This window comes from Pantoea sp. ACRSC, from assembly GCF_022346785.1.
GTDB lineage: Bacteria > Pseudomonadota > Gammaproteobacteria > Enterobacterales > Enterobacteriaceae > Pantoea > Pantoea alvi.
This window is the reverse complement of sequence record NZ_JAKRNN010000015.1, coordinates 19828-40628: the sequence shown is the minus strand read 5'-3', so window position 1 is coordinate 40628 and position 20801 is coordinate 19828. Positions and strand designations below refer to the sequence as shown.

At 62.0% G+C, this 20801-nt stretch carries 20 protein-coding genes; 8 read left to right on the top strand and 12 right to left on the bottom strand.

The annotated features are described in order from the left end of the window. The first annotated feature begins 35 nt into the window (after nucleotides 1–35). The 3 genes from MHZ97_RS15125 to MHZ97_RS15115 all read left to right on the top strand — a co-directional run bounded on the left by MHZ97_RS15125 (nucleotide 36) and on the right by MHZ97_RS15115 (nucleotide 2306). Nucleotides 36–746 carry a TerC family protein gene (locus tag MHZ97_RS15125; RefSeq protein ID WP_103795225.1) on the top strand — a complete coding sequence of 237 codons (711 nt, stop codon included), beginning with the start codon at nucleotides 36–38 and terminating at the stop codon, nucleotides 744–746. A 160-nt stretch (nucleotides 747–906) separates the two neighbouring features. Next, on the top strand, nucleotides 907–1125 hold the full coding sequence (locus MHZ97_RS15120; protein ID WP_103795226.1) for a YgdI/YgdR family lipoprotein: 219 nt from the start codon (nucleotides 907–909) through the stop codon (nucleotides 1123–1125). 140 nt (nucleotides 1126–1265) lie between these two features. Beyond that, a complete protein-coding gene (locus tag MHZ97_RS15115) occupies nucleotides 1266–2306 on the top strand; it encodes an NADP(H)-dependent aldo-keto reductase (protein ID WP_103795227.1) in 1041 nt (346 codons plus the stop codon). Between the two features lie 145 nt (nucleotides 2307–2451). Here the strand turns inward: MHZ97_RS15115 and dinB are convergent, their stop codons facing one another. Beyond that, on the bottom strand, nucleotides 2452–3504 hold the full coding sequence (gene dinB, locus MHZ97_RS15110) for a DNA polymerase IV (protein WP_224481543.1): 1053 nt from the start codon (nucleotides 3502–3504) through the stop codon (nucleotides 2452–2454). Between the two features lie 299 nt (nucleotides 3505–3803). Here dinB and dpaA point away from each other — a divergent pair, with 299 nt between their 5' ends. Next, nucleotides 3804–4550, top strand: a complete 747-nt coding sequence (dpaA, locus tag MHZ97_RS15105) for a peptidoglycan meso-diaminopimelic acid protein amidase (RefSeq protein WP_103795229.1) — start codon at nucleotides 3804–3806, stop codon at nucleotides 4548–4550. Here the strand turns inward: dpaA and MHZ97_RS15100 are convergent. Continuing rightward, nucleotides 4521–5288, bottom strand: a complete 768-nt coding sequence (locus MHZ97_RS15100) for a class II glutamine amidotransferase (RefSeq protein WP_239314853.1) — start codon at nucleotides 5286–5288, stop codon at nucleotides 4521–4523. The two genes, dpaA and MHZ97_RS15100, sit on opposite strands and share 30 nt — an antisense overlap. A 53-nt stretch (nucleotides 5289–5341) precedes the next feature. Further along, a complete protein-coding gene (gene lpcA / locus MHZ97_RS15095; protein WP_081141209.1) occupies nucleotides 5342–5920 on the bottom strand; it encodes a D-sedoheptulose 7-phosphate isomerase in 579 nt (192 codons plus the stop codon). Between the two features lie 224 nt (nucleotides 5921–6144). Here lpcA and fadE point away from each other — a divergent pair, with 224 nt between their 5' ends. Beyond that, complete coding sequence (gene fadE, locus MHZ97_RS15090) at nucleotides 6145–8592, top strand: acyl-CoA dehydrogenase FadE (RefSeq protein WP_103795231.1); 2448 nt, start codon at nucleotides 6145–6147, stop codon at nucleotides 8590–8592. Nucleotides 8593–8778: 186 nt separating this feature from the next. Here the strand turns inward: fadE and mtnK are convergent, their stop codons facing one another. After that, on the bottom strand, nucleotides 8779–9978 hold the full coding sequence (gene mtnK / locus MHZ97_RS15085; RefSeq protein WP_103795232.1) for an S-methyl-5-thioribose kinase: 1200 nt from the start codon (nucleotides 9976–9978) through the stop codon (nucleotides 8779–8781). Between the two features lie 130 nt (nucleotides 9979–10108). Between mtnK and mtnA the strand changes: the two genes are divergently transcribed. Next, entirely contained in the window at nucleotides 10109–11128 is a 1020-nt protein-coding gene (gene mtnA, locus MHZ97_RS15080) for an S-methyl-5-thioribose-1-phosphate isomerase (RefSeq protein WP_239314852.1), read from the top strand. 32 nt (nucleotides 11129–11160) lie between these two features. Here the strand turns inward: mtnA and MHZ97_RS15075 are convergent, their stop codons facing one another. Genes MHZ97_RS15075 through MHZ97_RS15065 form a run of 3 tightly spaced genes read right to left on the bottom strand, consistent with a single transcriptional unit; the run spans nucleotide 11161 to nucleotide 12988 of the window. Continuing rightward, nucleotides 11161–11703: an acireductone dioxygenase gene (locus tag MHZ97_RS15075; protein WP_239314851.1), complete on the bottom strand. Its 543-nt coding sequence runs from the start codon at nucleotides 11701–11703 to the stop codon at nucleotides 11161–11163. Beyond that, entirely contained in the window at nucleotides 11700–12377 is a 678-nt protein-coding gene (gene mtnC, locus MHZ97_RS15070; protein ID WP_239314850.1) for an acireductone synthase, read from the bottom strand. The genes MHZ97_RS15075 and mtnC overlap by 4 nt, the downstream gene beginning before the upstream one ends. After that, nucleotides 12374–12988, bottom strand: coding sequence for a methylthioribulose 1-phosphate dehydratase (locus MHZ97_RS15065; RefSeq protein ID WP_103795236.1), 615 nt, complete (start codon nucleotides 12986–12988; stop codon nucleotides 12374–12376). The genes mtnC and MHZ97_RS15065 overlap by 4 nt, the downstream gene beginning before the upstream one ends. A 132-nt stretch (nucleotides 12989–13120) precedes the next feature. Between MHZ97_RS15065 and MHZ97_RS15060 the strand changes: the two genes are divergently transcribed. Further along, on the top strand, nucleotides 13121–14281 hold the full coding sequence (locus MHZ97_RS15060) for a pyridoxal phosphate-dependent aminotransferase (protein ID WP_103795237.1): 1161 nt from the start codon (nucleotides 13121–13123) through the stop codon (nucleotides 14279–14281). Next, complete coding sequence (locus tag MHZ97_RS15055; protein WP_239314849.1) at nucleotides 14269–15042, top strand: amidohydrolase; 774 nt, start codon at nucleotides 14269–14271, stop codon at nucleotides 15040–15042. The genes MHZ97_RS15060 and MHZ97_RS15055 overlap by 13 nt, the downstream gene beginning before the upstream one ends. 68 nt (nucleotides 15043–15110) lie before the next feature. Here the strand turns inward: MHZ97_RS15055 and katG are convergent, their stop codons facing one another. From katG to MHZ97_RS15030, 5 genes are all read right to left on the bottom strand, one after another. Then, complete coding sequence (gene katG / locus MHZ97_RS15050) at nucleotides 15111–17369, bottom strand: catalase/peroxidase HPI (protein ID WP_103795239.1); 2259 nt, start codon at nucleotides 17367–17369, stop codon at nucleotides 15111–15113. Nucleotides 17370–17472: 103 nt separating this feature from the next. Continuing rightward, nucleotides 17473–17808, bottom strand: a complete 336-nt coding sequence (gene uraH, locus MHZ97_RS15045) for a hydroxyisourate hydrolase (protein WP_103795240.1) — start codon at nucleotides 17806–17808, stop codon at nucleotides 17473–17475. Then, nucleotides 17805–18299 carry a 2-oxo-4-hydroxy-4-carboxy-5-ureidoimidazoline decarboxylase gene (uraD, locus tag MHZ97_RS15040; protein ID WP_239314848.1) on the bottom strand — a complete coding sequence of 165 codons (495 nt, stop codon included), beginning with the start codon at nucleotides 18297–18299 and terminating at the stop codon, nucleotides 17805–17807. The genes uraH and uraD overlap by 4 nt, the downstream gene beginning before the upstream one ends. Next, a complete protein-coding gene (gene hpxK, locus MHZ97_RS15035) occupies nucleotides 18296–19555 on the bottom strand; it encodes an allantoate amidohydrolase (protein ID WP_239314847.1) in 1260 nt (419 codons plus the stop codon). Before hpxK ends, uraD begins: the two co-directional genes overlap by 4 nt. Beyond that, nucleotides 19552–20784 carry an alanine--glyoxylate aminotransferase family protein gene (locus MHZ97_RS15030; protein ID WP_103795243.1) on the bottom strand — a complete coding sequence of 411 codons (1233 nt, stop codon included), beginning with the start codon at nucleotides 20782–20784 and terminating at the stop codon, nucleotides 19552–19554. The genes hpxK and MHZ97_RS15030 overlap by 4 nt, the downstream gene beginning before the upstream one ends. Between the last annotated feature and the right edge of the window lie 17 nt (nucleotides 20785–20801).

The following is a 20801-nucleotide window of genomic DNA, read 5'->3' as shown; positions in this document are numbered from 1 at the left end:
CGCCGTTTAATTTTCGTTTAAGATTGAGTGTGCGCATGTTTGAGTGGATAACCGATCCCAACGCCTGGCTGGCGCTGGGCACGCTGACCATCCTCGAAGTGGTTCTTGGCATTGATAATATTATTTTCCTCTCTCTGGTGGTGGCGAAACTGCCTAAGCATCAGCAGGCCAGCGCGCGTCGTCTCGGCCTGATGGGCGCGATGCTGATGCGTCTCGCCCTGCTGGCCTCTATCGCCTGGGTCGCGCGGCTGACCCATCCGCTGTTTACCCTGTTCGATCACGCCTTCTCCTGGCGCGATCTGATCCTGCTCGGCGGCGGTCTGTTTCTGCTGTGGAAGTCGAGTATGGAGATCCATGAAACCATCGAAGGCGGCGAAGAGGAGCATAAAACCAATGTGCACTCCTTCCTGGGCGCTATCGTGCAGATCATGCTGCTGGATATTATCTTCAGCCTGGATTCGGTGATTACCGCCGTTGGCCTTTCCGATCATCTCTTTATTATGATGGCGGCCGTGGTGATCGCCGTGCTGATGATGATGTTTGCCGCGCGCGCCATCGGCGAGTTTGTCGATCGCCATCCGTCGATCAAAATGCTCGCCCTCTCCTTTTTAATTCTGGTGGGTTTTACCCTGATTCTGGAGAGTTTCGCGGTTCATGTACCAAAAGGTTACATTTATTTCGCCATGTTCTTCTCCATGGCCGTTGAGTGCCTGAACCTGATGCGCACTAAGAAAAGCGCGACGTAAAATGTCAAGGGCGGCTACGGGCCGCCCTTTTATTTTCAGATTCATGCGATAACGCAAAGCGCCAAAACGATTTATTACTACACTTTTTGCAGTTAATGCCGCTGGCCTCTGACGAGGCGACGCGGCCCACTGGCTGACGGGAGTGAGAGGAATAAGCGTGATGAAAGAGTTGGCGGGCGTAGCAGTGTTGATGTTTGCCGCCGTTACACTGAGCGGATGCAGTTCAGATTATGTAATGGCAACAAAAAATGGCCAGATGATTATGACGGAAGGCAAGCCGACCATCGATAAAGAGACCGGTCTGGTGAAATATACCGATCAGTCCGGCCATGAAGTGCAGATCAATGGCGACGAAGTGTCGACCATTATTGAGCGTTAAGTGCCATTTCAGCTCACCTGTCCCGCAATTTGTCCGGACAGGTGATTTCCCCGATTTTCCCCACTTCCTTCCCCGCTGATTCACGCGCTATAGTCCCACAGGACACACCATTACATTCCATAAAAATAAGGAAGACGGCTATGCACTATCACCGTATCCCCCATAGCACGCTGGAAGTGAGTCAGTTGGGGTTGGGAACCATGACCTTTGGTGAACAGAATAGCGAAGCCGACGCCCACGAGCAGCTCGATTTCGCCATCGCCAGCGGCATTAATTTTATCGATACCGCTGAAATGTATCCGGTGCCGCCGCGCCCGGAAACCCAGGGGTTGACCGAACAGTACATCGGCAGCTGGCTGAAGAAGCGCGGCAGCCGTGACAAGGTGATCCTCGCCAGCAAAGTGGCGGGCCCGTCGCGCGGCGCGGACGCGTCGATTCGCCCGAATCAGGCGCTGGATCGCAAGAATATCCGCGACGCGCTGGACGCCAGCCTGAAGCGCCTCAACACCGACTACCTCGACCTTTACCAGCTGCATTGGCCGCAGCGCCAGACCAATTACTTTGGCAAGCTGGGCTATCAGTACAGCGAGAACACCATTCCCGTTACGCTGCTGGAGACGCTGGAAGCGCTGGCCGAGCAGGTGCGCGCCGGTAAAATTCGCTATATCGGCGTGTCGAACGAAACGGCCTGGGGCGTGATGCGCTATCTGCAGCTGGCGGAGAAGCACGAGCTGCCGCGCATCGTGACCATTCAGAATCCCTATAGCCTGCTGAACCGCAGTTTTGAGGTGGGCCTGGCGGAAATCAGCCAGCATGAAGGCGTTGAGCTGCTGGCTTACTCCAGCCTCGCTTTCGGCACCCTGAGCGGCAAATATCTGAACGGCGCGAAACCGGCCGGGGCGCGCAATACGCTGTTCAGCCGCTTTACGCGCTACAGCGGCGAGCAGTCGCAGCTGGCGATTGCTGAATATGTGGCGCTGGCGCAGAAGCATCGCCTGGATCCGTCGCAGATGGCGCTGGCCTATGTGCGTCAGCAGCCGTTCGTCGCCAGCACCCTGCTGGGCGCCACCACGATGGAGCAGCTGAAGACCAATATCGACAGCTTCAACCTGACGCTGGACGCGGAGGTTCTGGAAGGGATTGAGGCGATTCACCGCCGCTACACCTATCCGGCACCTTAAGATGCGCAGAAGGCACAATGGCTTAGCAAACGGATAGCCTTGCCCGCAGAGCAAAGCGTCCCGCGCCAGGGACAAAAACGCCGTGCGTTGGCCCGATACGGGCGCACCTCAGGGATGAGGTGCGTACTGGTTTTTCCCTGTCTGACTACAGCCCCAGCAGCAGCTGCCGCTCAAGCTGCGGATCGAGCAGCGTTACGTGCAGCCCGACCAGCCGCACGCCGCGTCCGGCGCGGCGCTCATCCCAGGTTTTGCGCGCCACCGCGATCAAATCCTCTTTGTTCAGCTCCGGCCAGATATGCTCCTGCGTCGTCAGCTGAAAATCGTTGAACTTCAGCTTCACCCCCTGCCGCGCGATCTGCCTGTCGGGCCGCACCTGCGTCAGGCGGCGCTCCAGCTCCGCGTAGAGAAAATCGATAATTTCCAGGCAGGCGTCCCAGCTGTGAATATCCTCCGCCAGCGTGCGCTCGACGCCGACGGATTTGCGCTCGCGCTCCACCACCACGCCGCGCTCGTCGATGCCGTGGCTGCGCTCCCAGAGCACGCGGCCAAACTTGCCGAAGCGCTTAAGCAGCTGCGCCACGTCGGCTTTCTGCACGTCGGCGCAGGTATGCAGCCCCATCTCCTCAAGCTTTTTCGTTGCCACCTTGCCGACGCCCGGGATCTTCGCCAGCGGCAGCGACAGCAGAAAGTCGGGCATCTCCTGCGGCGTAATAACGTACTGCCCGTCAGGCTTATTGAGATCGGAGGCGATCTTGGCGAGAAACTTAATCGGCGCGATGCCGGCCGAGGCGGTCAGCCCCGTCTCGCGCTGAATGGTGGCGCGGATCTCGCGGGCGATCAGCGTGGCGGAGCCGTGGCAGTGCGGGCTGTCGGTGACGTCCAGATAGGCTTCGTCCAGCGATAAGGGTTCGATTAAGGGGGTATAGCGCAGGAAAATCTCGCGGATCTGCTGCGACGCCTCTTTGTAGGCGTCAAAACGTCCCGGCAACAGCTTCAGATGCGGGCAGAGCTTTAGCGCCATGGCGGTGGGCATCGCGCTGCGTACGCCAAATTTGCGCGCCGGGTAGTTGGCGGTGCTGATCACGCCGCGCCGTTCACGGCTGCCGCCGATAGCGATAGGGATATCGCGCAGCGCCGGGTTGTCACGCATCTCCACCGCTGCATAGAAGCAGTCCATATCGACATGTATGATTTTCACGCTTGCCCGCCATCCGCTTTTCGTCACGCCTTATGATACTGTATAGATGTACAGATGCAAAAGCGCCGCCGCCAGTCCGCCGCGTCAGGCGGCTCTGAAAAGCGGATTTACCCCTCTTCGCCACTAAAGTTTACAAATTTCTGGCCGTCATATTTTGAGGAATACGCGAATTTACCGGGCGGCGTCTTGATAAAAAAACAGACAATGCTAATGTTGCGCTGCGGTAGCGGAGTTTTCCGATAATGCAAGTCCCAGACGCCTCTCGCGTCATCGTTCTCTTCACTCAAGGTATACACAGCATGGGCAAAATCGCACTTCTGTTTGCGATGATTTTGATGCCAGCCCTCAGCATGGCAATGACTCCCGAGCCGACGCAGCAGATGTCGACGCCGGTGAGTAAAGAATTAAAGAAACAGCTACTCGGCACGCCGGTCTATATTCAGATTTTCAAGGAAGAGCGCACCCTGGAGCTTTACGGCAAAATCGGCAACGAATTCCGCCTGCTTGATACCTACCGCATCTGTAACTTTTCCGGCGGCCTCGGCCCGAAGCGCCGCGAAGGGGATTTCAAAAGTCCGGAAGGTTTTTACAGCGTCAGGCTCAATCAGCTCAAGCCGGACAGCCGTTTCTATCGCGCCATCAACGTCGGTTTTCCTAACCAGTACGATCGCGAACACGCCTACACCGGCAACTACCTGATGATCCACGGCGACTGCAAGTCGATTGGCTGCTACGCCATGACCGACGCCTACATGGATGAGATCTTCACCTACGTGAACGCAGCGCTGCGTAACGGCCAGTCAGAGGTGAATATCAGCATCTTCCCGTTCCGCATGACCGACGCCAATATGCAGCGCCATCGCTACTCCACCTACGCCAGCTTCTGGCGCGAGCTGCAGCCGGGCTATGCCTGGTTTGCGAAATACCATCAGCCGCCAACGGTCAACGTTGCCAGCGGCAGCTACGTGATGAACAGCGGCAGCCCGGCGATCGTCAATCCCGAAGCCGCCTCTAAATCATTCCTGGCGCTCTCCAAGGCAGAATAACGCCCACTCGCCTGGCACGATCCGCTGCCAGGTTTCATTGGTCGTCAGCGGCTGCGTCGCAATCACCGTCACCACGTCGTTGGCGGTGGTGTGCTGCTGGAAATCGATCTCCACATCCTGATCGAGCAGCTGCGCTTTGCCAAAGGGCGCGCGGCGCGTGATCCAGTAGAGATTAGTCGAGCAGAACGCCATCAGATAGCGCCCGTCCGACAGCAGCATATTGAACACCCCTTTCTGCCGCAGTTCACCCGCCAGTTGCGCCACATAGCGAAATACCGCCGGCCAGTTGGCAGGCGTGCGCGGATAGCGCGTCGCCAGGTTGTGCAGGATCCAGCAGAACGCCTTCTCGCTGTCGGTTTCGCCGACCGGGCGAAAATGGCCGGTTTCCAGCTGGCGATAGCCCTTTAGCTGACCGTTGTGGGCATAGGTCCAGTTGCGTCCCCAGAGTTCGCGGGTGAAAGGATGGGTATTCTCCAGCGAGACCGGCCCGCGATTCGCCTGGCGGATATGCGCCACCACCGAATGGGACTTAATCGGATACTCCTGCACCAGCCGCGCCACAGGTGAGTTATAGCTCGGCAGCGGATCTTTAAAGGTGCGGCAGCCCCGATCTTCATAAAAGGTAATGCCCCAGCCATCTTTATGCGGCCCGGTTCCGCCGCCGCGCTGCACCAGGCCAGTAAAACTGAAACAGATATCGGTTGGAACGTTGGCGCTCATCCCGAGCAATTCGCACATAGCTACCGCCTTAGTCAGAAAAGCCGCCAGCCAGCAAGATGGCGGCTGAACCCTTACTTCACCATCTCTTTTTCGATCAGCAGCATCAGGATATGGATAACTTTGATATGGATCTCCTGAATGCGGTCGGCGTAGCCGAAGTGCGGCACGCGAATTTCGATATCCGCCGAACCGGCCATCTTGCCGCCATCTTTGCCGGTCAGGGCGATCACCTTCATGCCCTGCGCCCGCGCCGCCTCGATCGCCTTGATGATATTGGCGGAGTTGCCGGAGGTCGACAGCCCCAGCAGCACATCGCCCGGACGCCCTACCGCTTCGATATAGCGTGAGAAAACGTAATCGTAGCCGAAATCGTTGCTGACGCAGGAGAGGTGGCTGACGTCAGAGATGGCGATCGCCGGGTAGCCCGGACGGTTTTCGCGATAGCGGCCGGTCAGTTCCTCAGCGAAGTGCATGGCGTCGCAGTGCGAGCCGCCGTTGCCGCAGGAGAGCACTTTTCCGCCCGCTTTAAAACTGTCGGCCAGCAGCACCGCGGCGCGCTGGATGGCGTGAATATTCGCCTCGTCGCTAAGAAAGTTATTAAGCGTATCCGCTGCTTCATTCAGCTCGGAGCGAATGATGTCCTGGTACATAGGGATGTCCTTGTTAGTAAAAGAGTGACTTTGCAAGTTTAACGGAATGGCGGGTTGGCGCAAAGCGCGCGCCGCGCGAAAGCCTGCGCCGCCAGCGCAGCGGATTTAACGATTTTGTGAGTAAGGTTGTAATTGCGATGTAAACAAATTGCTAATTAACCGCCAGTGTCATACACCTCTACAGAGAACAGGTCAGACCTCTTACTACTTACGGAGCCGTGATTATGATGGTTGTGTCGATCCTCGCGACGCTGGTATTAATCAGCGCCCTCTTTTATCACCGCGTCTCTCTGGCGGCGAGCAGCGCAATTTTACTGTTGTGGACCGCCGCCTGGTCCGCGGCGCATATCTGGACGCCCTGGCTGCTGCTGCCGCTGGCGATCCTTCTGCTGCCGTTTAACCTCCCTTCCCTGCGCCGCTCGCTCTTTTCGAAACCGATGCTGCAGCGCTTCCAGAAGGTGATGCCGCCGATGTCGCGCACGGAAAAAGAGGCGATCGACGCCGGCACCACCTGGTGGGAAGGCGACCTGTTTCAGGGCAAGCCTGACTGGCAGAAGCTGCATAACTATCCGCAGCCACGCCTGACGCCCGCCGAACAGGCCTTTCTCGACGGCCCGGTGGAGGAGGCGTGCCGCATGGCGAACGATTTCGCCATCACCCATGAGATGGCGGATCTGCCGCCGGAGCTGTGGGCCTACCTGAAAGAGCAGCGTTTTTTCGCCATGATCATCAAGAAAGAGTATGGCGGCCTCGAATTCTCCGCCTATGCCCAGGCGCGCGTGCTGCAAAAGCTGGCGGGCGTGTCCGGCATTCTGGCGATTACCGTCGGCGTGCCTAACTCGCTTGGCCCAGGGGAGCTGCTGCAGCATTACGGCACCGACGCGCAAAAAGATCACTATCTGCCGCGTCTGGCGCGCGGCGACGAGATCCCCTGCTTCGCGCTGACCAGCCCGGAAGCGGGATCCGACGCCGGGGCGATCCCCGATACCGGCGTGGTCTGCATGGGTGAATGGCAGGGCAAGCAGGTGCTGGGCATGCGTCTCACCTGGAATAAGCGCTACATTACGCTGGCGCCGGTGGCCACCGTGCTGGGCCTCGCCTTTAAGCTCTCCGATCCCGATCGTCTGCTGGGCGAAACCGAGTCGCTGGGCATTACCTGCGCCCTGATCCCCACCAGCACGCCGGGCGTGGAAATCGGCAAGCGCCACTTCCCGCTTAACGTGCCGTTTCAGAACGGCCCGACGCGCGGCAAAGATATTTTCGTGCCGATCGATTTTATTATTGGCGGGCCGCAGATGGCCGGTCAGGGCTGGCGCATGCTGGTTGAGTGCCTGTCGGTGGGTCGCGGCATTACCCTACCCTCTAACTCCACCGGCAGTTTGAAAAGCGTGGCGCTGGCCACCGGCGCCTATGCGCATATCCGCCGCCAGTTCAAAGTCTCAATCGGCAAGATGGAAGGCATCGAAGAGCCGCTGGCGCGCATTGCCGGTAACGCCTACGTGATGGACGCCGCGGCGACGCTGATCACCACCGGCATTATGCAGGGCGAAAAACCGGCGGTGCTGTCGGCGATTGTGAAGTATCACTGCACCCATCGCGGCCAGCGCGCCATTATGGACGCCATGGATATCGCGGGCGGCAAAGGCATTATGCTCGGCAACAATAACTTCCTTGCCCGCGCCTATCAGGGCGCGCCTATCGCCATTACGGTAGAGGGCGCCAATATTCTGACGCGCAGCATGATTATTTTCGGTCAGGGCGCTATCCGCTGCCATCCGTTTGTACTGAAGGAGATGGCGGCCGCCGCCAGCCAGGATCTTAACGCCTTTGACGCCGCGCTGTTTAGCCACGTCGGCTATGTCGGCAGCAACGCCGTGCGCAGCCTGTGGCTCGGCCTGACGGCGGGACGCGGCAGCGCCTCGCCGACGCGCGACGCCACGCGCCGCTACTACCAGCATCTTAATCGCCTTAGCGCTAATCTGGCGCTGCTGGCGGACGTGTCGATGGCGGTGCTGGGCGGCAGCCTGAAGCGCCGCGAGCGGATTTCGGCGCGCCTGGGTGATGTGCTGAGCCAGCTCTATCTCGCCTCTGCCACGCTGAAGCGCTATGACGATGAGGGCCGCCACGAGGCCGATCTGCCGCTGCTGCACTGGGGCGTGCAGGATGCGCTGCATCAGGCCGAGCAGGCGATTGAGGATCTGCTGCGCAACTTCCCCAGCCCGCTGGTGGCTGGCGCGCTGCGCATGATGATTTTCGCCGGCGGCAAGCACTGCCCGGCGCCGAGCGACCGCCTCGATCATAAGCTGGCGAAGCTGCTGCAGCTGCCTTCCGCCACGCGGACCCGTCTGGGGCGCGGCCAGTATCTGACGCCGAGCGAGCATAATCCGGCAGGCCAGCTTGAGCAGGCGCTGCAGGAGGTTATGGCGGCGGAAGCGATCCACGATCGCCTGTGCAAGCAGCAGAAAGAGCACTTCTCTTTCACCCGGCTGGATGCGCTGGCGCAGCGGGCGCTGAAAGCGGGCTGGATTAACGCCGCCGAGGCAGAGGTGCTGACGCGCGCCGAAGCGAGCCGTCTGCGCGCCATTAACGTCGATGAGTTTGACGCGGATGCGCTGGCGGTTCCGGTGAAACAGCCGGCGGTGAAGGCGGCGCGGGAGAGCGAGGCGGCGTAAACCTTAGCTGTCGATGTTGTTACTCGACAAAGCGCACAAAAGTCCGTTAGCGGGTAACATGGACCGAAGAGCAAAGCGTCCCGCGACAAGGATGTCGCGGGCCGAGCGTGCAGGGATGCCTTGAGCGACTTTGCGATCGGGCCATGTTACCCGCGTTCGCGCGGAGTCAACCGACGCGGCCTGCCCTTACCCCGCCTGCCGAATACGCGCGATCAGCGCCTCGGCGTCCTCAATATGATCCGCCGCCAGAATCAGCGTGCGTCCCAGCGTAATGCAGCTGCGGATGCATTCGGTGCGCATTGCCTCATCCTTAATCAGCTTCATATCCGCCACGTGCGACATGCCGACGGTGCGGCGAATCAGCTCGGTGCCGCAGTAGCCGATGGTATCGGCCCACACCTTGCGCAGAAACGCCTGCGCATAGCCTGGAGAGGCGAGCGCCACGTCGCTGGTCTTCGCTTGCGCCAGCGCCAGGAAGCGCGCAGAGAAGGTATTCCACACCTCGCGCACGTCGTTGAGACGCAGCTCGCGCCCTTCTGCCGCCTCGCGCGGGGCCAGCAGCCCCGGCAGGCCGCAGTAGTTGATCAGCAGATTGCCCAGCGCCGTGCCGACGTCGAAGCCCATTGGGCCGAAATAGCCGAACTCCGCATCGATCGCCTTCAGGCTGTTGTCGGCGACGAAAATCGAGCCGCTGTGAATATCGCCGTGCAGCAGCGCTTCGGCATGGGCGAAAAAGCGGTGCTTCAGTCCGGCCACGGCGATGCGCAGCGTCTCGTCACCGCGCAGGCTGGCCACCAGCGGCTCCAGCGCCTGCGGGTAGCTGTTGCGCTCGTGATCGATATAGGGATCGTTAAAGAAGAGATCTTCGGTGATCTCGCACATTTCCGGGTTGATAAAGCGCGCCACTTGCGCTTTTTTCTGATGGGGATGCAGCACAAAATCGGAGGTATGGAACAGCGTCTGCGCCAGGTATTCGCCCAGCTGTGCCGCCGCCTGCGGATAGAACGCCCCCTTCACCAGCTCGCCGCGCCAGATGCGGTGGCTGGAGAGATCCTCCATCACCATCACCGCCAGCGTCTCATCATAGTGCGTTACCCTGACGGTGTGCTGCGGGCAATATTTGTAGTGTTCAATCAGGGTTTGCGCCTCCAGCCGCGCGCGGTCCAGCGTCAGCGGCCAGGATTCACCCACGCAGCGCACGTAAGGCAGCGCCTGCTTTACGATCACCCGACTGTTGCCCTGACGGTCGAAAATTTTGAAGACCAGGTTAAGGTTGCCATCGCCAATCTCTTCCGCCTCGACCAGCGAGGCGGGATCGTCCACGCCGCCAAACTGCCGGGCATACTCAACGGCGTCCGCCGCGGTGAAGGTACGGTATTGCGACATTGCCTTTCCTCTCATGCAAAACTGAAACGAAACCCGCCGGGGCAGTATAATAAGCCGTTCAGACGTCTATACATCCGTTCCGCATGTTGGCACAATACGTGACAACAACGCAACAGAGATTTCACAGACAATGCAAACACTCCACACCACCAGCTTACAGGTTCGTGACAGTCAGCTCTGGATCCTCGACCAGCAGGCGCTGCCGCAGCAAAAAAACTGGCTACCGGCGCACGATGTCGCGCAGCTGGTCGGGCATATTCACGCCCTGCGCGTGCGCGGCGCGCCGCTGATCGGCCTCTCCGCCTCGCTGCTGCTGGCGCTGCTGGCCGAGGCGGGCGCCAGCCGCGACGCGCTGGCGCAGGCGCTGGAGGTGCTGCGCGCCGCGCGCCCCACGGCGGTCAACCTGATGAACAATCTCGATCGGATGAAGGTGGCGCTGGCGCAGGCGGATTTCGCCGCCGCGCTGGGTCAGGAAGCGCTGCGTCTGGTGGAGGAGGATCGCCAGCTGTGCGACAACATCGCCGAGGCGGGCAGCGCGCTGGTGAAGCCAGAGAGTCGCCTGCTCACGCACTGCAACACCGGCGGGCTGGCGACGGCGGGCGTCGGCACCGCGCTGGGCGTTATCGCCCGCGCGCATCAGCAGGGCAAGGTGGCGAACGTCTGGGTGGGCGAGACGCGTCCGCTGCTGCAGGGCGGACGCCTTACCGCCTGGGAGCTGGGCGAGCTGGCGATCCCCTTTCAGCTGATCACCGACTCGATGGCGGCCAGCCTGATGGCGAGCGGCCAGGTCGATGCCGTCTGGGTCGGCGCGGACCGCATTGCGGCCAACGGCGACGTGGCGAACAAGATCGGCACCTACAGCCTGGCGGTGCTGGCGCATTACCATCAGATCCCGTTCTATGTCGCCGCGCCGCACACCACGCTGGATCGCCAGTGCGCCAGCGGCCGCGATATTCCTATCGAGCAGCGCGCCGCCAGCGAAGTGACCGGCGCAGCGGGCAGCTTTGGCAGCGTGCGGTGGGCACCAGAAGCGGCAGCGGTCTGTAACCCGGCGTTCGACGTGACCCCAGCGGCGCTGATTAGCGGCTGGGTGCTGGATACCGGCGTCATCGTGCCGGAGGCGGTTAAGGCGGGCGCGTTTCAGCCCTGACAGGGCGCGCCTGGCGCGCCCGTCTGGCGTGACTACGGCAGGCGCGGATAGGCGTCGGCGATGGTGTCGCCGGTGAAGTGCGCCACCCAGCCCTCCTGATTATCGAAGATGCGGATGGCGGTGAAGTTGGGCGAGGATCCCATATCAAACCAGTGCGGCGTGCCTGCCGGCACCGAAATCAGATCGTTCTTTTCACACAGGATCTGGTAGACCTGGCCGTCGAGATGCAGGCAGAAAAGGCCCGCGCCCTCGACAAAAAAACGCACCTCATCTTCGCCGTGGGTGTGTTCAGAGAGAAACTTCTCGCGCAGCGTCTCTTTTTGCGGATGGTCTGCGCGCATGCTGATCACATCCCAGCTCTGATAGCCCTTCTCCGCCACCAGCCGATCGATGGCGTGCTGATAGGCCTCGATCACTTTGGCCGGCTCTGGATTGTCACCTAAATCGCGATCCGCCGCCCAGCGCTCAAAGCGCACATTTTTTGCATTCAGCCGCTCGCGGATCATCTCCGCGTCGGTGCTGTGCCACACCGGCAGCGTGGCTTCGGTATCGGTAAAAATGGTCAATGCGCTCATGCTAAAACAACTCCCGAAAAGGTGTTCACCTGATGATGGCGGCTTTCGCTGTCTGCGGGGCCGCGAATTAACTGCACGGTATTCCATCCGGCTTCCGCTGCCGCATCCAGCTCCTGACGAATGTCGGAGAGGAACAGCAGCTGCTCAGCGGGCAGGCCGGTTTGTTCGGCGATATTGCGGTAGGAGGCGGCCTCGCGCTTGGCGCCGACGCGCGTGTCGAAATAGCCGCTAAACAGGCCGGTAATATCTCCTTCATCACTGTAGCCAAATAACAGTTTTTGCGCCGCAACCGAGCCGGAGGAATAGACGTAAAGCTGAATTCCCTGCTCTCGCCAGGCGCGCAGCGCGGGCGCAACGTCAGGATAGAGATGGCCGGTAAAGCTGCCGTTTACGTAGCCGTCGCGCCAGATCATCCCCTGCAGCGCTTTCAGTCCGGTAGATTTGCGATCCTCATCCATAAAGCCCAGCAGGATCTGCGTTACGGCGTCGAGATCGGCCTGCGGCTGCCCCGCCTCGGCGCGCACCGCCTCAAGGGCTGCGCTGACGTCAGGATCCGCATGCTGCGCGCGGATAAAGGCGGCGAGATGTTCACGCGCGTAGGGGAAGAGCACGTCATGCACGAAGCGAATATCGCTGGTCGTGCCTTCAATATCGGTAACGATGGCGCGGATCATTGGGCCTCCAGCAGGCGACGTTGGCGTTCGCATTCAAATAAAAATTCCAGACCTTCCAGATGACGGCGCGCCTCGCCCACGTCCTGCCCCCAGCAGGTCAGGCCGTGACCGCGCAGCAGAAAGCCGTAGCGCAGCGGGTTGCTATGGGCATACGCCTCAATGCGCTGCGCCAGCGCGTCGATATCCTGATCGTTATCAAATAGCGGGATTGCCACGCTGTCGAGGTGGCTACGCTGCCCCGCCAGCGATTTCTGCATCTCGTAGCCGGTCAGCCGCAGCGCATCTCCCTTCTCAACGCGCGACAGCACCGTTGCGTTCACCGTATGGGTATGCAGCACCGCGCCCGCCTCGGGGAAGAGCCGGTAGATCAGGGTATGCAAGGCGGTTTCCGCCGAGGGCCTGCGCCCGGACGGCGCGCGGCTGGAGGCGATCTCCACCTGAATAAAGTCATCCTGCGTCAGGCTGCCTTTATCTTTGCCCGACTCGCTGAGCAGGCAGAAGCGGGCATCCTGGCGAACGGACATGTTGCCGCCGGTGGCGGGCGCCCAGCCTTTGGCGCCAATCCAGTGGCAGGCTGCCACCAGCTGGTCGAGCGGAGAGAGTGCAGACATAGCGTTTCAGGCATCCTGTAAGGTCGGTTTTAGACGTCTAAGCGTCTCGATTGCCAAATACTAACATCCTGTTTATAGTGGCTTCAACACAGGGTTACTCCGCAATGACATTCGCGCTTAAGGCAATCAACCATGACGCAGCCCAACCTGACGCCGGAGAGTAAACTTCCCGCTCTCGGTACCACCATCTTTACCCAGATGAGCGCGCTGGCGCAGCAGCATAACGCCATCAACCTTTCGCAGGGCTTTCCCGATTTTGACGGACCGCGCTATCTGCAGGCGCGCCTGGCGCATCACGTCAGCCAGGGCGCGAACCAGTATGCGCCGATGACCGGCGCGCTGCCGCTGCGCGAGGCGATCGCCGAAAAAACCGCCGAGCTGTATGGTTATCGCCCCGACGTTAACAGTGATATCACCGTGACCGCTGGCGCCACCGAAGCGCTCTATGCGGCGATCACCGCGCTGGTGCGGCCGGGCGACGAGGTGATCTGCTTTGACCCGAGCTACGACAGCTATGCCCCTGCCGTTGAGCTGTCGGGCGGCGTGCTGAAACGCATCGCGCTGCAGCCGCCGGGCTTTCGCGTCGACTGGCCAGCCTTCGCCAGCCTGCTCTCCAGCAAAACCCGCCTGGTGATCCTGAATACGCCGCACAATCCCTCCGCCACCGTCTGGCATAACGCTGATTTTAACGCGCTGTGGCAGGCGATCGCCGGACAGGAAATTTACGTGCTGAGCGACGAAGTCTACGAGCATATCTGCTTTGACGAGGCGGGCCACGCCAGCGTGCTGGCGCACCCGCAGCTGCGCCAGCGCGCCGTAGCCGTCTCCTCGTTTGGCAAGACCTTTCATATGACCGGCTGGAAGGTGGGCTACAGCGTCGCGCCCGCCGCGATCAGCGCCGAGATCCGCAAGGTGCATCAGTATCTGACTTTCGCGGTTAATACGCCCGCCCAGCTGGCGATCGCCGATATGCTGCGCCACGAGCCGCAGCACTACCGGGAACTGCCCGCCTTTTATCGCGCGCGCCGCGACCGTCTGGCGCAGGCGCTGGAGAAAAGCCGTTTTAAAGTCTTGCCCTGTGAAGGCACCTATTTTCTGCTGGCGGACTACAGCGCCATCTCCGACCTTGACGACGTCAGCTTCTGCCAGTGGCTGACCAGAGAGGTGGGCGTGGCGGCGATTCCGCTCTCGGTGTTCTGCGCCGGGCCCTTCCCCCACAGGCTGATCCGCCTCTGCTTCGCCAAACAGGAAGCGACGCTTGACGCCGCCGCGGAGCGCTTATGTCAGATTTAAAGATCACCGTTCTGCAGGAAACCCTGCACTGGATGGATGGCGAAGCGAACCTGCGCCATTTCGACGCCGTGCTTGAGGACGTGACGGGCCGCGATCTGATTCTGCTGCCCGAGATGTTCACCACCGGCTTCGCCATGGAGGCGGCGCAGCGTTCGCTGCCGCAATCGCAGGTAGTGGAGTGGCTGCACAAACACGCCGAGGCGAGCAATGCCCTGGTGGGCGGCAGCGCGGCGATTCAGACGCCGCAAGGCGCGGTGAATCGCTTTCTGCTGGTGGAGCCGGACGGCACGCTGCACCAGTATGACAAGCGCCACCTGTTCCGCATGGCGGACGAGCATCACCACTATCTGCCGGGCGAGACGCGCGAAGTGCTGACCTGGCGCGGCTGGCGCATTCTGCCGCAGATCTGTTACGACCTGCGCTTCCCGGTCTTCTCCCGCAACCGCAACGACTACGACCTGGCGCTCTATGTGGCGAACTGGCCGGCACCGCGCGCCCTGCACTGGCAGGCGCTGCTGCTGGCGCGCGCCATTGAGAACCAGGCCTACGTCGCGGGCTGCAACCGCGTCGGCAGCGACGGCAACCAGCATCACTACAGCGGCGACAGCCGGATTATCTCGCCGCTGGGCGAGATCCTCAGCGAAGCCGAGCCCTTTGCCCAGGCGCGGCTCGACGCCACCCTGTCGCTGGAGACGCTGACCGCTTATCGCGAGCGCTTTCCCGCCTGGCGCGACGCCGATGGGTTTACGCTGACGCCGTAACCCCCCCCCGCCAAAAAAAAAGCCGCAGCGGTCAGGCTGCGGCTTTCTCATTTTTACGCGTCGTACGATCAGATATCGAAGCGGTCCAGGTTCATTACCTTCGTCCAGACGGCCACGAAGTCGGTCACGAACTTCTGCTGCGCATCGCTGCTGGCGTAAACTTCCGCCAGCGCGCGCAGGATGGCGTTAGAACCAAACACCAGATCGGCGCGGGTCGCGTGGTACTTCACTTCGCCGCTCTGACGGTCGCGCCCTTCAAACAGCTCTTCGCTCTCGTCGGTCGCGCGCCAGGCGGTGCGCATATCGAGCAGGTTGACGAAGAAGTCGGTGCTCAGCACGCCGGGGCGATCGGTAAAGACGCCGCGGTCGCTGCCGTCGAAGTTGGTGCCCAGCACGCGCAGACCACCCAGCAGCACCGTGAGTTCCGGTGCGCTCAGGGTCAGCTGCTGCGCTTTATCCAGCAGCAGCGTTTCGGTCGATGAACCGCCCTGCACGCGACGATAGTTACGGAATCCATCGGCCAGCGGCTGCAGCAGCGCAAAAGATTCCACGTCGGTCTGATCCTGACGCGCATCGACGCGGCCCGGCACAAAGGGAACCTGCACCGCGGCACCCGCGGCGGCGGCGGCCATCTCCACCCCGACGTTACCCGCCAGCACAATCACATCCGCCAGCGACGCCTTACCGGACGCCTTCTGGATCGCCTGCAATACCGGCAGCACATCCTGAATCACGCTGGCGTTGACCGGCCACTCTTTCTGCGGAGAGAGCGCCAGACGCGCGCCGTTGGCGCCGCCGCGTTTGTCACCGCCGCGGAAGGTCGATGCGGACGCCCAGGCCACGGAGACCAGCTGGCTGACGCTCAGGCCAGAGGCGGCAATTTTCGCCTTCAGCTCGCTAATGTCGCTGGCGTCTGGCTGGTGGATCGCCGCAGGCAGCGGATCCTGCCACAGCAGATCTTCTTTCGGCACTTCCGGCCCGAGGTAGCGCGCTTTCGGCCCCATATCGCGGTGGGTCAGCTTGAACCACGCACGCGCAAAGGCTTCGTTAAACGCCTGCGGATCGTTAAGGAAGCGGCGCGAAATTTTTTCAAACTCAGGATCGAAACGCAGCGTCAGGTCGGTCACCAGCATGGTCGGCTTGCGTTTTTTCTCTGGATCGAAAGGATCGGGAATAATCGCTTCGGCATTGCTCGCTTCAAACTGAATGGCGCCCGCCGGGCTCTTCGTCTGCACCCACTCATATTTGAACAGGTTCTCGAAGAAGTAGTTGCTCCACTGGGTCGGCGTTTGCGTCCAGACCACTTCCAGCCCGGAGGTGATGGCGTCAGCGCCTGAGCCGCTGCCGTAGCTGCTCTGCCAGCCAAAGCCCTGCGCTTCAATCGGCGAGGCTTCCGGGTCAACGTCGAGGTGGCTGGCCGCGCCGGCACCGTGGGTTTTACCCAGCGTATGCCCACCGGCGATCAGCGCCACGATCTCTTCATCGTTCATGCCCATATTGCCAAAGGTGGCGCGAATGGCAGGCGCAGCCGAGGCGGGGTTACCGCTCGCTTCCGGCCCTTCCGGGTTAACGTAGATCAGGCCCATTTCGGTCGCGCCCAGCGGGGCGTTGGCGAGGCTTTCCGGATGGCGGTGCGCCAGCCATTCGGTTTCGTTACCCCAGTCCACATCCATATCCGGCTCCCACACGTCTTCACGTCCGGCACCAAAGCCAAAGGTACGGAAGCCGGCGTTCTCCAGCGAGACGTTACCTGCCAGGATATAGAGATCGGCCCAGGAGATTTTCTGGCCATATTTTTGCTTCACCGGCCACAGCAGACGGCGCGCTTTGTCGAGGCTGACGTTATCTGGCCAGGAGTTAAGCGGCGCAAAGCGCTGCTGGCCGCGACCTGAGCCGCCGCGACCGTCAACGGTGCGGTAGGTACCGGCGCTGTGCCATGCCATACGGATAAACAGGCCGATATAGCTGCCCCAGTCGGCTGGCCACCAGGACTGCGAATCGGTGAGCAGCGCGCGGATATCCGCTTTCAGCGCTGAATAGTCGAGCTTGCTGAACTCTTCGCGGTAGTTGAAATCTTCGCTGAGCGGGTTGGAACGGCTGGAGTGCTGGTTTAACAGATCCACGCGCAGCATGTTAGGCCACCAGTCGCGGTTGGTGGTACCGCTGCCGGCACCGCGCGCCAGTACGCTTTTCTCTTCAGAGGCGCCGTGGTGGAACGGACATTTGCCGGCGTCAACGCCGCTCTCGCTCTGACTTTTTTCCTGCGACGCGCCGTGGGGAAAAGGGCATTTACCTGCGGCGTTATTGTTATCTTCGGGCGTGCTCATTATCGGCTCCGTTGGCTCTTGGTTACCGGATTACAATAGCGGCACCGCTAAGCAAACTCTATCTGGAAAGACCAACGGTTTTGATAGTCGTTAGCTTTCAAATTTAGCTACCGCGATAGGTAGACCACGACCAGGGCGAGATCAGGAAAGGCAGGTGAAAATGGCTGCCCGCCTCGGCGATAATAAAGTCGATCTGCGCGGAGACGTAGAGCGCATCGCGCCCGTCCGCCGCAAAGTAGTCGCCAATTTCGGCGGTCAGCCGGTAGTGGCCCGGCGTCAGGGGCGCCGGGGTTAAATCGCCGATGCGTCCGTCGCTGTCCGTCGCGCCTTCGGCCACCGGCAGCCAGCCCTCTGGGCTGTTCTGCTCAAGAGAGATTGCGACGCCAACCGCCGGTTTGCCCAGCGCCGTGTCGAGAATATGGGTCGTAATGGTGCTCATGTCAGGCTCTCCTTCAGACGCAACAGGGTAATCTCCCGCAGCTGCTCCAGCGCTTCGCGCGCTTCAGTGGTGTCGTCATTTTCCAGCCGGCGCTGAAGCTGCGCCAGCATCTCCTCGCCGCTGCGCCCTTTGGCGCGGATCAGAAACACGCGGCCAAACCGCGCCTCATAGGCCTGATTCCCCGCCTGCATCGCCAGCGTCAGCGCCGCGTCGGCGTCGCCCATAGCGGCCTGCTCCTGCCGCGACAGCGCCGCCTCTTTATCCGCGCCGCCTGCGCGTTCGCCGATGCGCGGGTGGGCGGCGAGCGCCAGGGCAAGATCGTCGCTCGTCCACCCCTGAGTCAGCCGCTCCGCCTCCGCCATCAGCGCTGCCAAAGAGGTAAAAGGCCGCGCGGCGATCAGCGCCTGCTGCCAGCGCGGGATCGCTACGCAGTGGGCAATGGCGGCCTGCGCCGCCGTCGCGGGCAGCGCGTTAAAGGTGGTCAGATTCATGGCGCGCCCCGCTGCGCCAGCTGGCACACGGCGTGGAGACAGGCGCGCACCGCCAGCGCCACGTCGCTCGTCATCACCGCTTCCGCCGGATGGTGGCTGATGCCGCGCTCGTTGCGCACAAAGAGCATGCCGACCGGCCAGCGCTCGGCGATAGCGATAGCGTCATGGCCCGCGCCGCTCGGCAGCGCCAGCGCGCGGCCCTGCACCGTCTCGACGGCGCTGCTCAGCGCCTGCTGGAGCTGGCTGTCGCAGGCGGTGGCGCTGATGCGGTAATACTCTTCCGCGTCAAAACGCAGCCCGCGCCGCAGCGCAATCGCCTCGCCCTGGGTCAGCAGGCTCGACAGCAGCCGCTCCAGCGGCAGATCCTGCGGGCCGCGCACGTCGAGCGACAGCGTGACCTCGCCGGGAATCACGTTGACCGCGCCGGGGGCGCAGTTCAGGGTGCCGACCGTCGCCACCAGCTGCGGATCCTGCTCGCGCGTGGTCGCCTCGACAAAGACCATCCACTCCGCCGCCGCCGCCAGCGCATCTTTACGGTGGGTCATTGGCACCGTGCCCGCATGCCCCGCCTCACCGGTAAAGCGGCAGCGCAGGCGGCGCGCGCCGTTGATGGCGGTGACCACGCCCAGCGCCAGCCCCTCCTGCTCCAGGCAGGGCCCCTGTTCAATATGCAGTTCAAGATAGGCGACGATGGCGTTAAGGTCACGGGCGGCGCGCGGGATCGCCCCGGCATCCAGCCCAACATCCGCCATCGCCTGGGCGACGGTAATACCGTTGCCGTCGGGATGGGTGGTCCAGCTCTCTGGCCAGCTGCCGGCGATGCCGCGGCTGCCGAGCAGGGTTATGCCGAAGCGCGTGCCCTCTTCATCGCCGAAGCCGACAATCTCCACCGCCAGCGGCAGTCGCTGCCGCTGCTGGTGCAGCCACTGCACGGTCTCAATTGCGGTCAGCACGCCGAGCATGCCGTCGTAGCGGCCGGCGTTGCGCACCGTGTCGAGGTGGGAGCCGAGCAGCAGCGCGGGGGCGCCGTCGCTCGCCCCTTCGTAGCGGCCGCAGATATTGCCGACCTCATCCTGCCAGACGCGCATACCCGCCTGCGCCATCCACTCGCCGACCTGCGCGTTGGCGCGCAGATGCTCCGGCGAGAGATAGACGCGCGTCAGCTGATCGGGCGATTCGCTGATCGCCGCCAGCGCGTCGCAGCGCGCCATTACGCGTTCGGCAGCCAGCTGCGCCTCAGCGGCGTTCATCATCATGCGCGGCTCCCGTAGTGATCCCAGGCGGCCTGCATCGCTGCGCCCTGGGTGGCGCGGAAGCCAACGTGCGTCAGCACCGCCTCCAGCGCCGCCAGCGTGGTCATTACGCAATCTTTGCGCGCGTTGAAGCCCATGGTGCCGATGCGCCACACTTTGCCGTGCAGCGGACCGAACGAGGTGCCGATCTCGATGCCGAAATCGTTCAGCATCAGCTGCCGCACCTGGTCGCCGTTAACGCCCTGCGGAATAATCACGCCGAGCACGTTGTTCATCTTGTGCTTCAGATCGCCGAAGGTTTCCAGCCCCATGCCCTGAATGCCCTTCAGCAGCGCGTCGCCGTGCAGCTTGTGGCGCGCGATGCCTTCGTCCAGCCCTTCCTGCAGGATCAGCCGTGCGCACTCGCGCGCGCCAAACAGCGCGGTGGTCGCCTCGGTATGGTGGTTGAGGCGCTCCGGCCCCCAGTAGTCCATGATCATGCCGAGATCGAAATAGTTGGAGTAGATCATCTCCTCTTCACCATCCTGATGGGCGGCGGTGCGGATCCCCTCTTCAACGCACTTGCGTCGGCGGATCGCCGCCTCCATCTGCGGGCTTAAGGTGATCGGCGACGTGCCGGACGGGCCGCCGAGGCATTTCTGCATGCCGGCTGAAACCGCATCCAGGCCCCAGGCGTCGGTCTCCAGCGCGTTGCCGCCGAGCGACGCGGTGGCGTCGGTGTAGAAGAGCACATCATATTTTTTGCAGATCGCCCCCAGCTCCGCCAGCGGTTGCAGCATGGTGGTCGAGGTGTCCCCCTGCACCGTCAGCAGCAGGCGCGGCTTCACGCGCTTAATCGCATCTTCGACCCGATCCGGCGTAAACACTTCACCCCAAGGCACCTCGATGGTGTGTACCTCGGCGCGGCAGCGGCGGGCGATCTCGCACAGCAGATGGCCGAAACGGCCGAATACCGGCACCAGCACCCGATCGCCGGGGCGGATCGCCGACAGCAGGATCGCCTCGATCCCGGCGCGCGAGGTGCCATCGATCAGCATCGTCCAGCGGTTTTCGGTGCGGAAGACGCCGCGATAGAGTTCCATCACCTCATTCATATAGTGGGTCATCGCCGGATCGTACTGGCCGATCAGCTGGGTCGACATGGCACGCAGCACGCGCGGATCGGCGTTGATTGGGCCAGGCCCCATCAGCAGGCGCTGCGGCGGATTGATTTGCGGGTAGCGGTTTTCCATGTTGATTTCCTTACTAA

What these genes read in the sequence shown, in the direction of transcription:
- fadE (WP_103795231.1), top strand. Translation starts at nt 6,145, where the DNA reads ATGATGGTTGTGTCGATCCTCGCGACGCTGGTATTAATCAGCGCCCTC.
- katG (WP_103795239.1), bottom strand. Translation starts at nt 17,369, where the DNA reads ATGAGCACGCCCGAAGATAACAATAACGCCGCAGGTAAATGCCCTTTT.
- mtnC (WP_239314850.1), bottom strand. Translation starts at nt 12,377, where the DNA reads ATGATCCGCGCCATCGTTACCGATATTGAAGGCACGACCAGCGATATT.
- MHZ97_RS15055 (WP_239314849.1), top strand. Translation starts at nt 14,269, where the DNA reads ATGTCAGATTTAAAGATCACCGTTCTGCAGGAAACCCTGCACTGGATG.
- MHZ97_RS15065 (WP_103795236.1), bottom strand. Translation starts at nt 12,988, where the DNA reads ATGTCTGCACTCTCTCCGCTCGACCAGCTGGTGGCAGCCTGCCACTGG.
- lpcA (WP_081141209.1), bottom strand. Translation starts at nt 5,920, where the DNA reads ATGTACCAGGACATCATTCGCTCCGAGCTGAATGAAGCAGCGGATACG.
- MHZ97_RS15115 (WP_103795227.1), top strand. Translation starts at nt 1,266, where the DNA reads ATGCACTATCACCGTATCCCCCATAGCACGCTGGAAGTGAGTCAGTTG.
- MHZ97_RS15125 (WP_103795225.1), top strand. Translation starts at nt 36, where the DNA reads ATGTTTGAGTGGATAACCGATCCCAACGCCTGGCTGGCGCTGGGCACG.
- MHZ97_RS15030 (WP_103795243.1), bottom strand. Translation starts at nt 20,784, where the DNA reads ATGGAAAACCGCTACCCGCAAATCAATCCGCCGCAGCGCCTGCTGATG.
- MHZ97_RS15100 (WP_239314853.1), bottom strand. Translation starts at nt 5,288, where the DNA reads ATGTGCGAATTGCTCGGGATGAGCGCCAACGTTCCAACCGATATCTGT.
- MHZ97_RS15120 (WP_103795226.1), top strand. Translation starts at nt 907, where the DNA reads ATGAAAGAGTTGGCGGGCGTAGCAGTGTTGATGTTTGCCGCCGTTACA.
- mtnK (WP_103795232.1), bottom strand. Translation starts at nt 9,978, where the DNA reads ATGTCGCAATACCGTACCTTCACCGCGGCGGACGCCGTTGAGTATGCC.
- mtnA (WP_239314852.1), top strand. Translation starts at nt 10,109, where the DNA reads ATGCAAACACTCCACACCACCAGCTTACAGGTTCGTGACAGTCAGCTC.
- MHZ97_RS15060 (WP_103795237.1), top strand. Translation starts at nt 13,121, where the DNA reads ATGACGCAGCCCAACCTGACGCCGGAGAGTAAACTTCCCGCTCTCGGT.
- hpxK (WP_239314847.1), bottom strand. Translation starts at nt 19,555, where the DNA reads ATGATGATGAACGCCGCTGAGGCGCAGCTGGCTGCCGAACGCGTAATG.
- uraD (WP_239314848.1), bottom strand. Translation starts at nt 18,299, where the DNA reads ATGAATCTGACCACCTTTAACGCGCTGCCCGCGACGGCGGCGCAGGCC.
- dpaA (WP_103795229.1), top strand. Translation starts at nt 3,804, where the DNA reads ATGGGCAAAATCGCACTTCTGTTTGCGATGATTTTGATGCCAGCCCTC.
- MHZ97_RS15075 (WP_239314851.1), bottom strand. Translation starts at nt 11,703, where the DNA reads ATGAGCGCATTGACCATTTTTACCGATACCGAAGCCACGCTGCCGGTG.
- uraH (WP_103795240.1), bottom strand. Translation starts at nt 17,808, where the DNA reads ATGAGCACCATTACGACCCATATTCTCGACACGGCGCTGGGCAAACCG.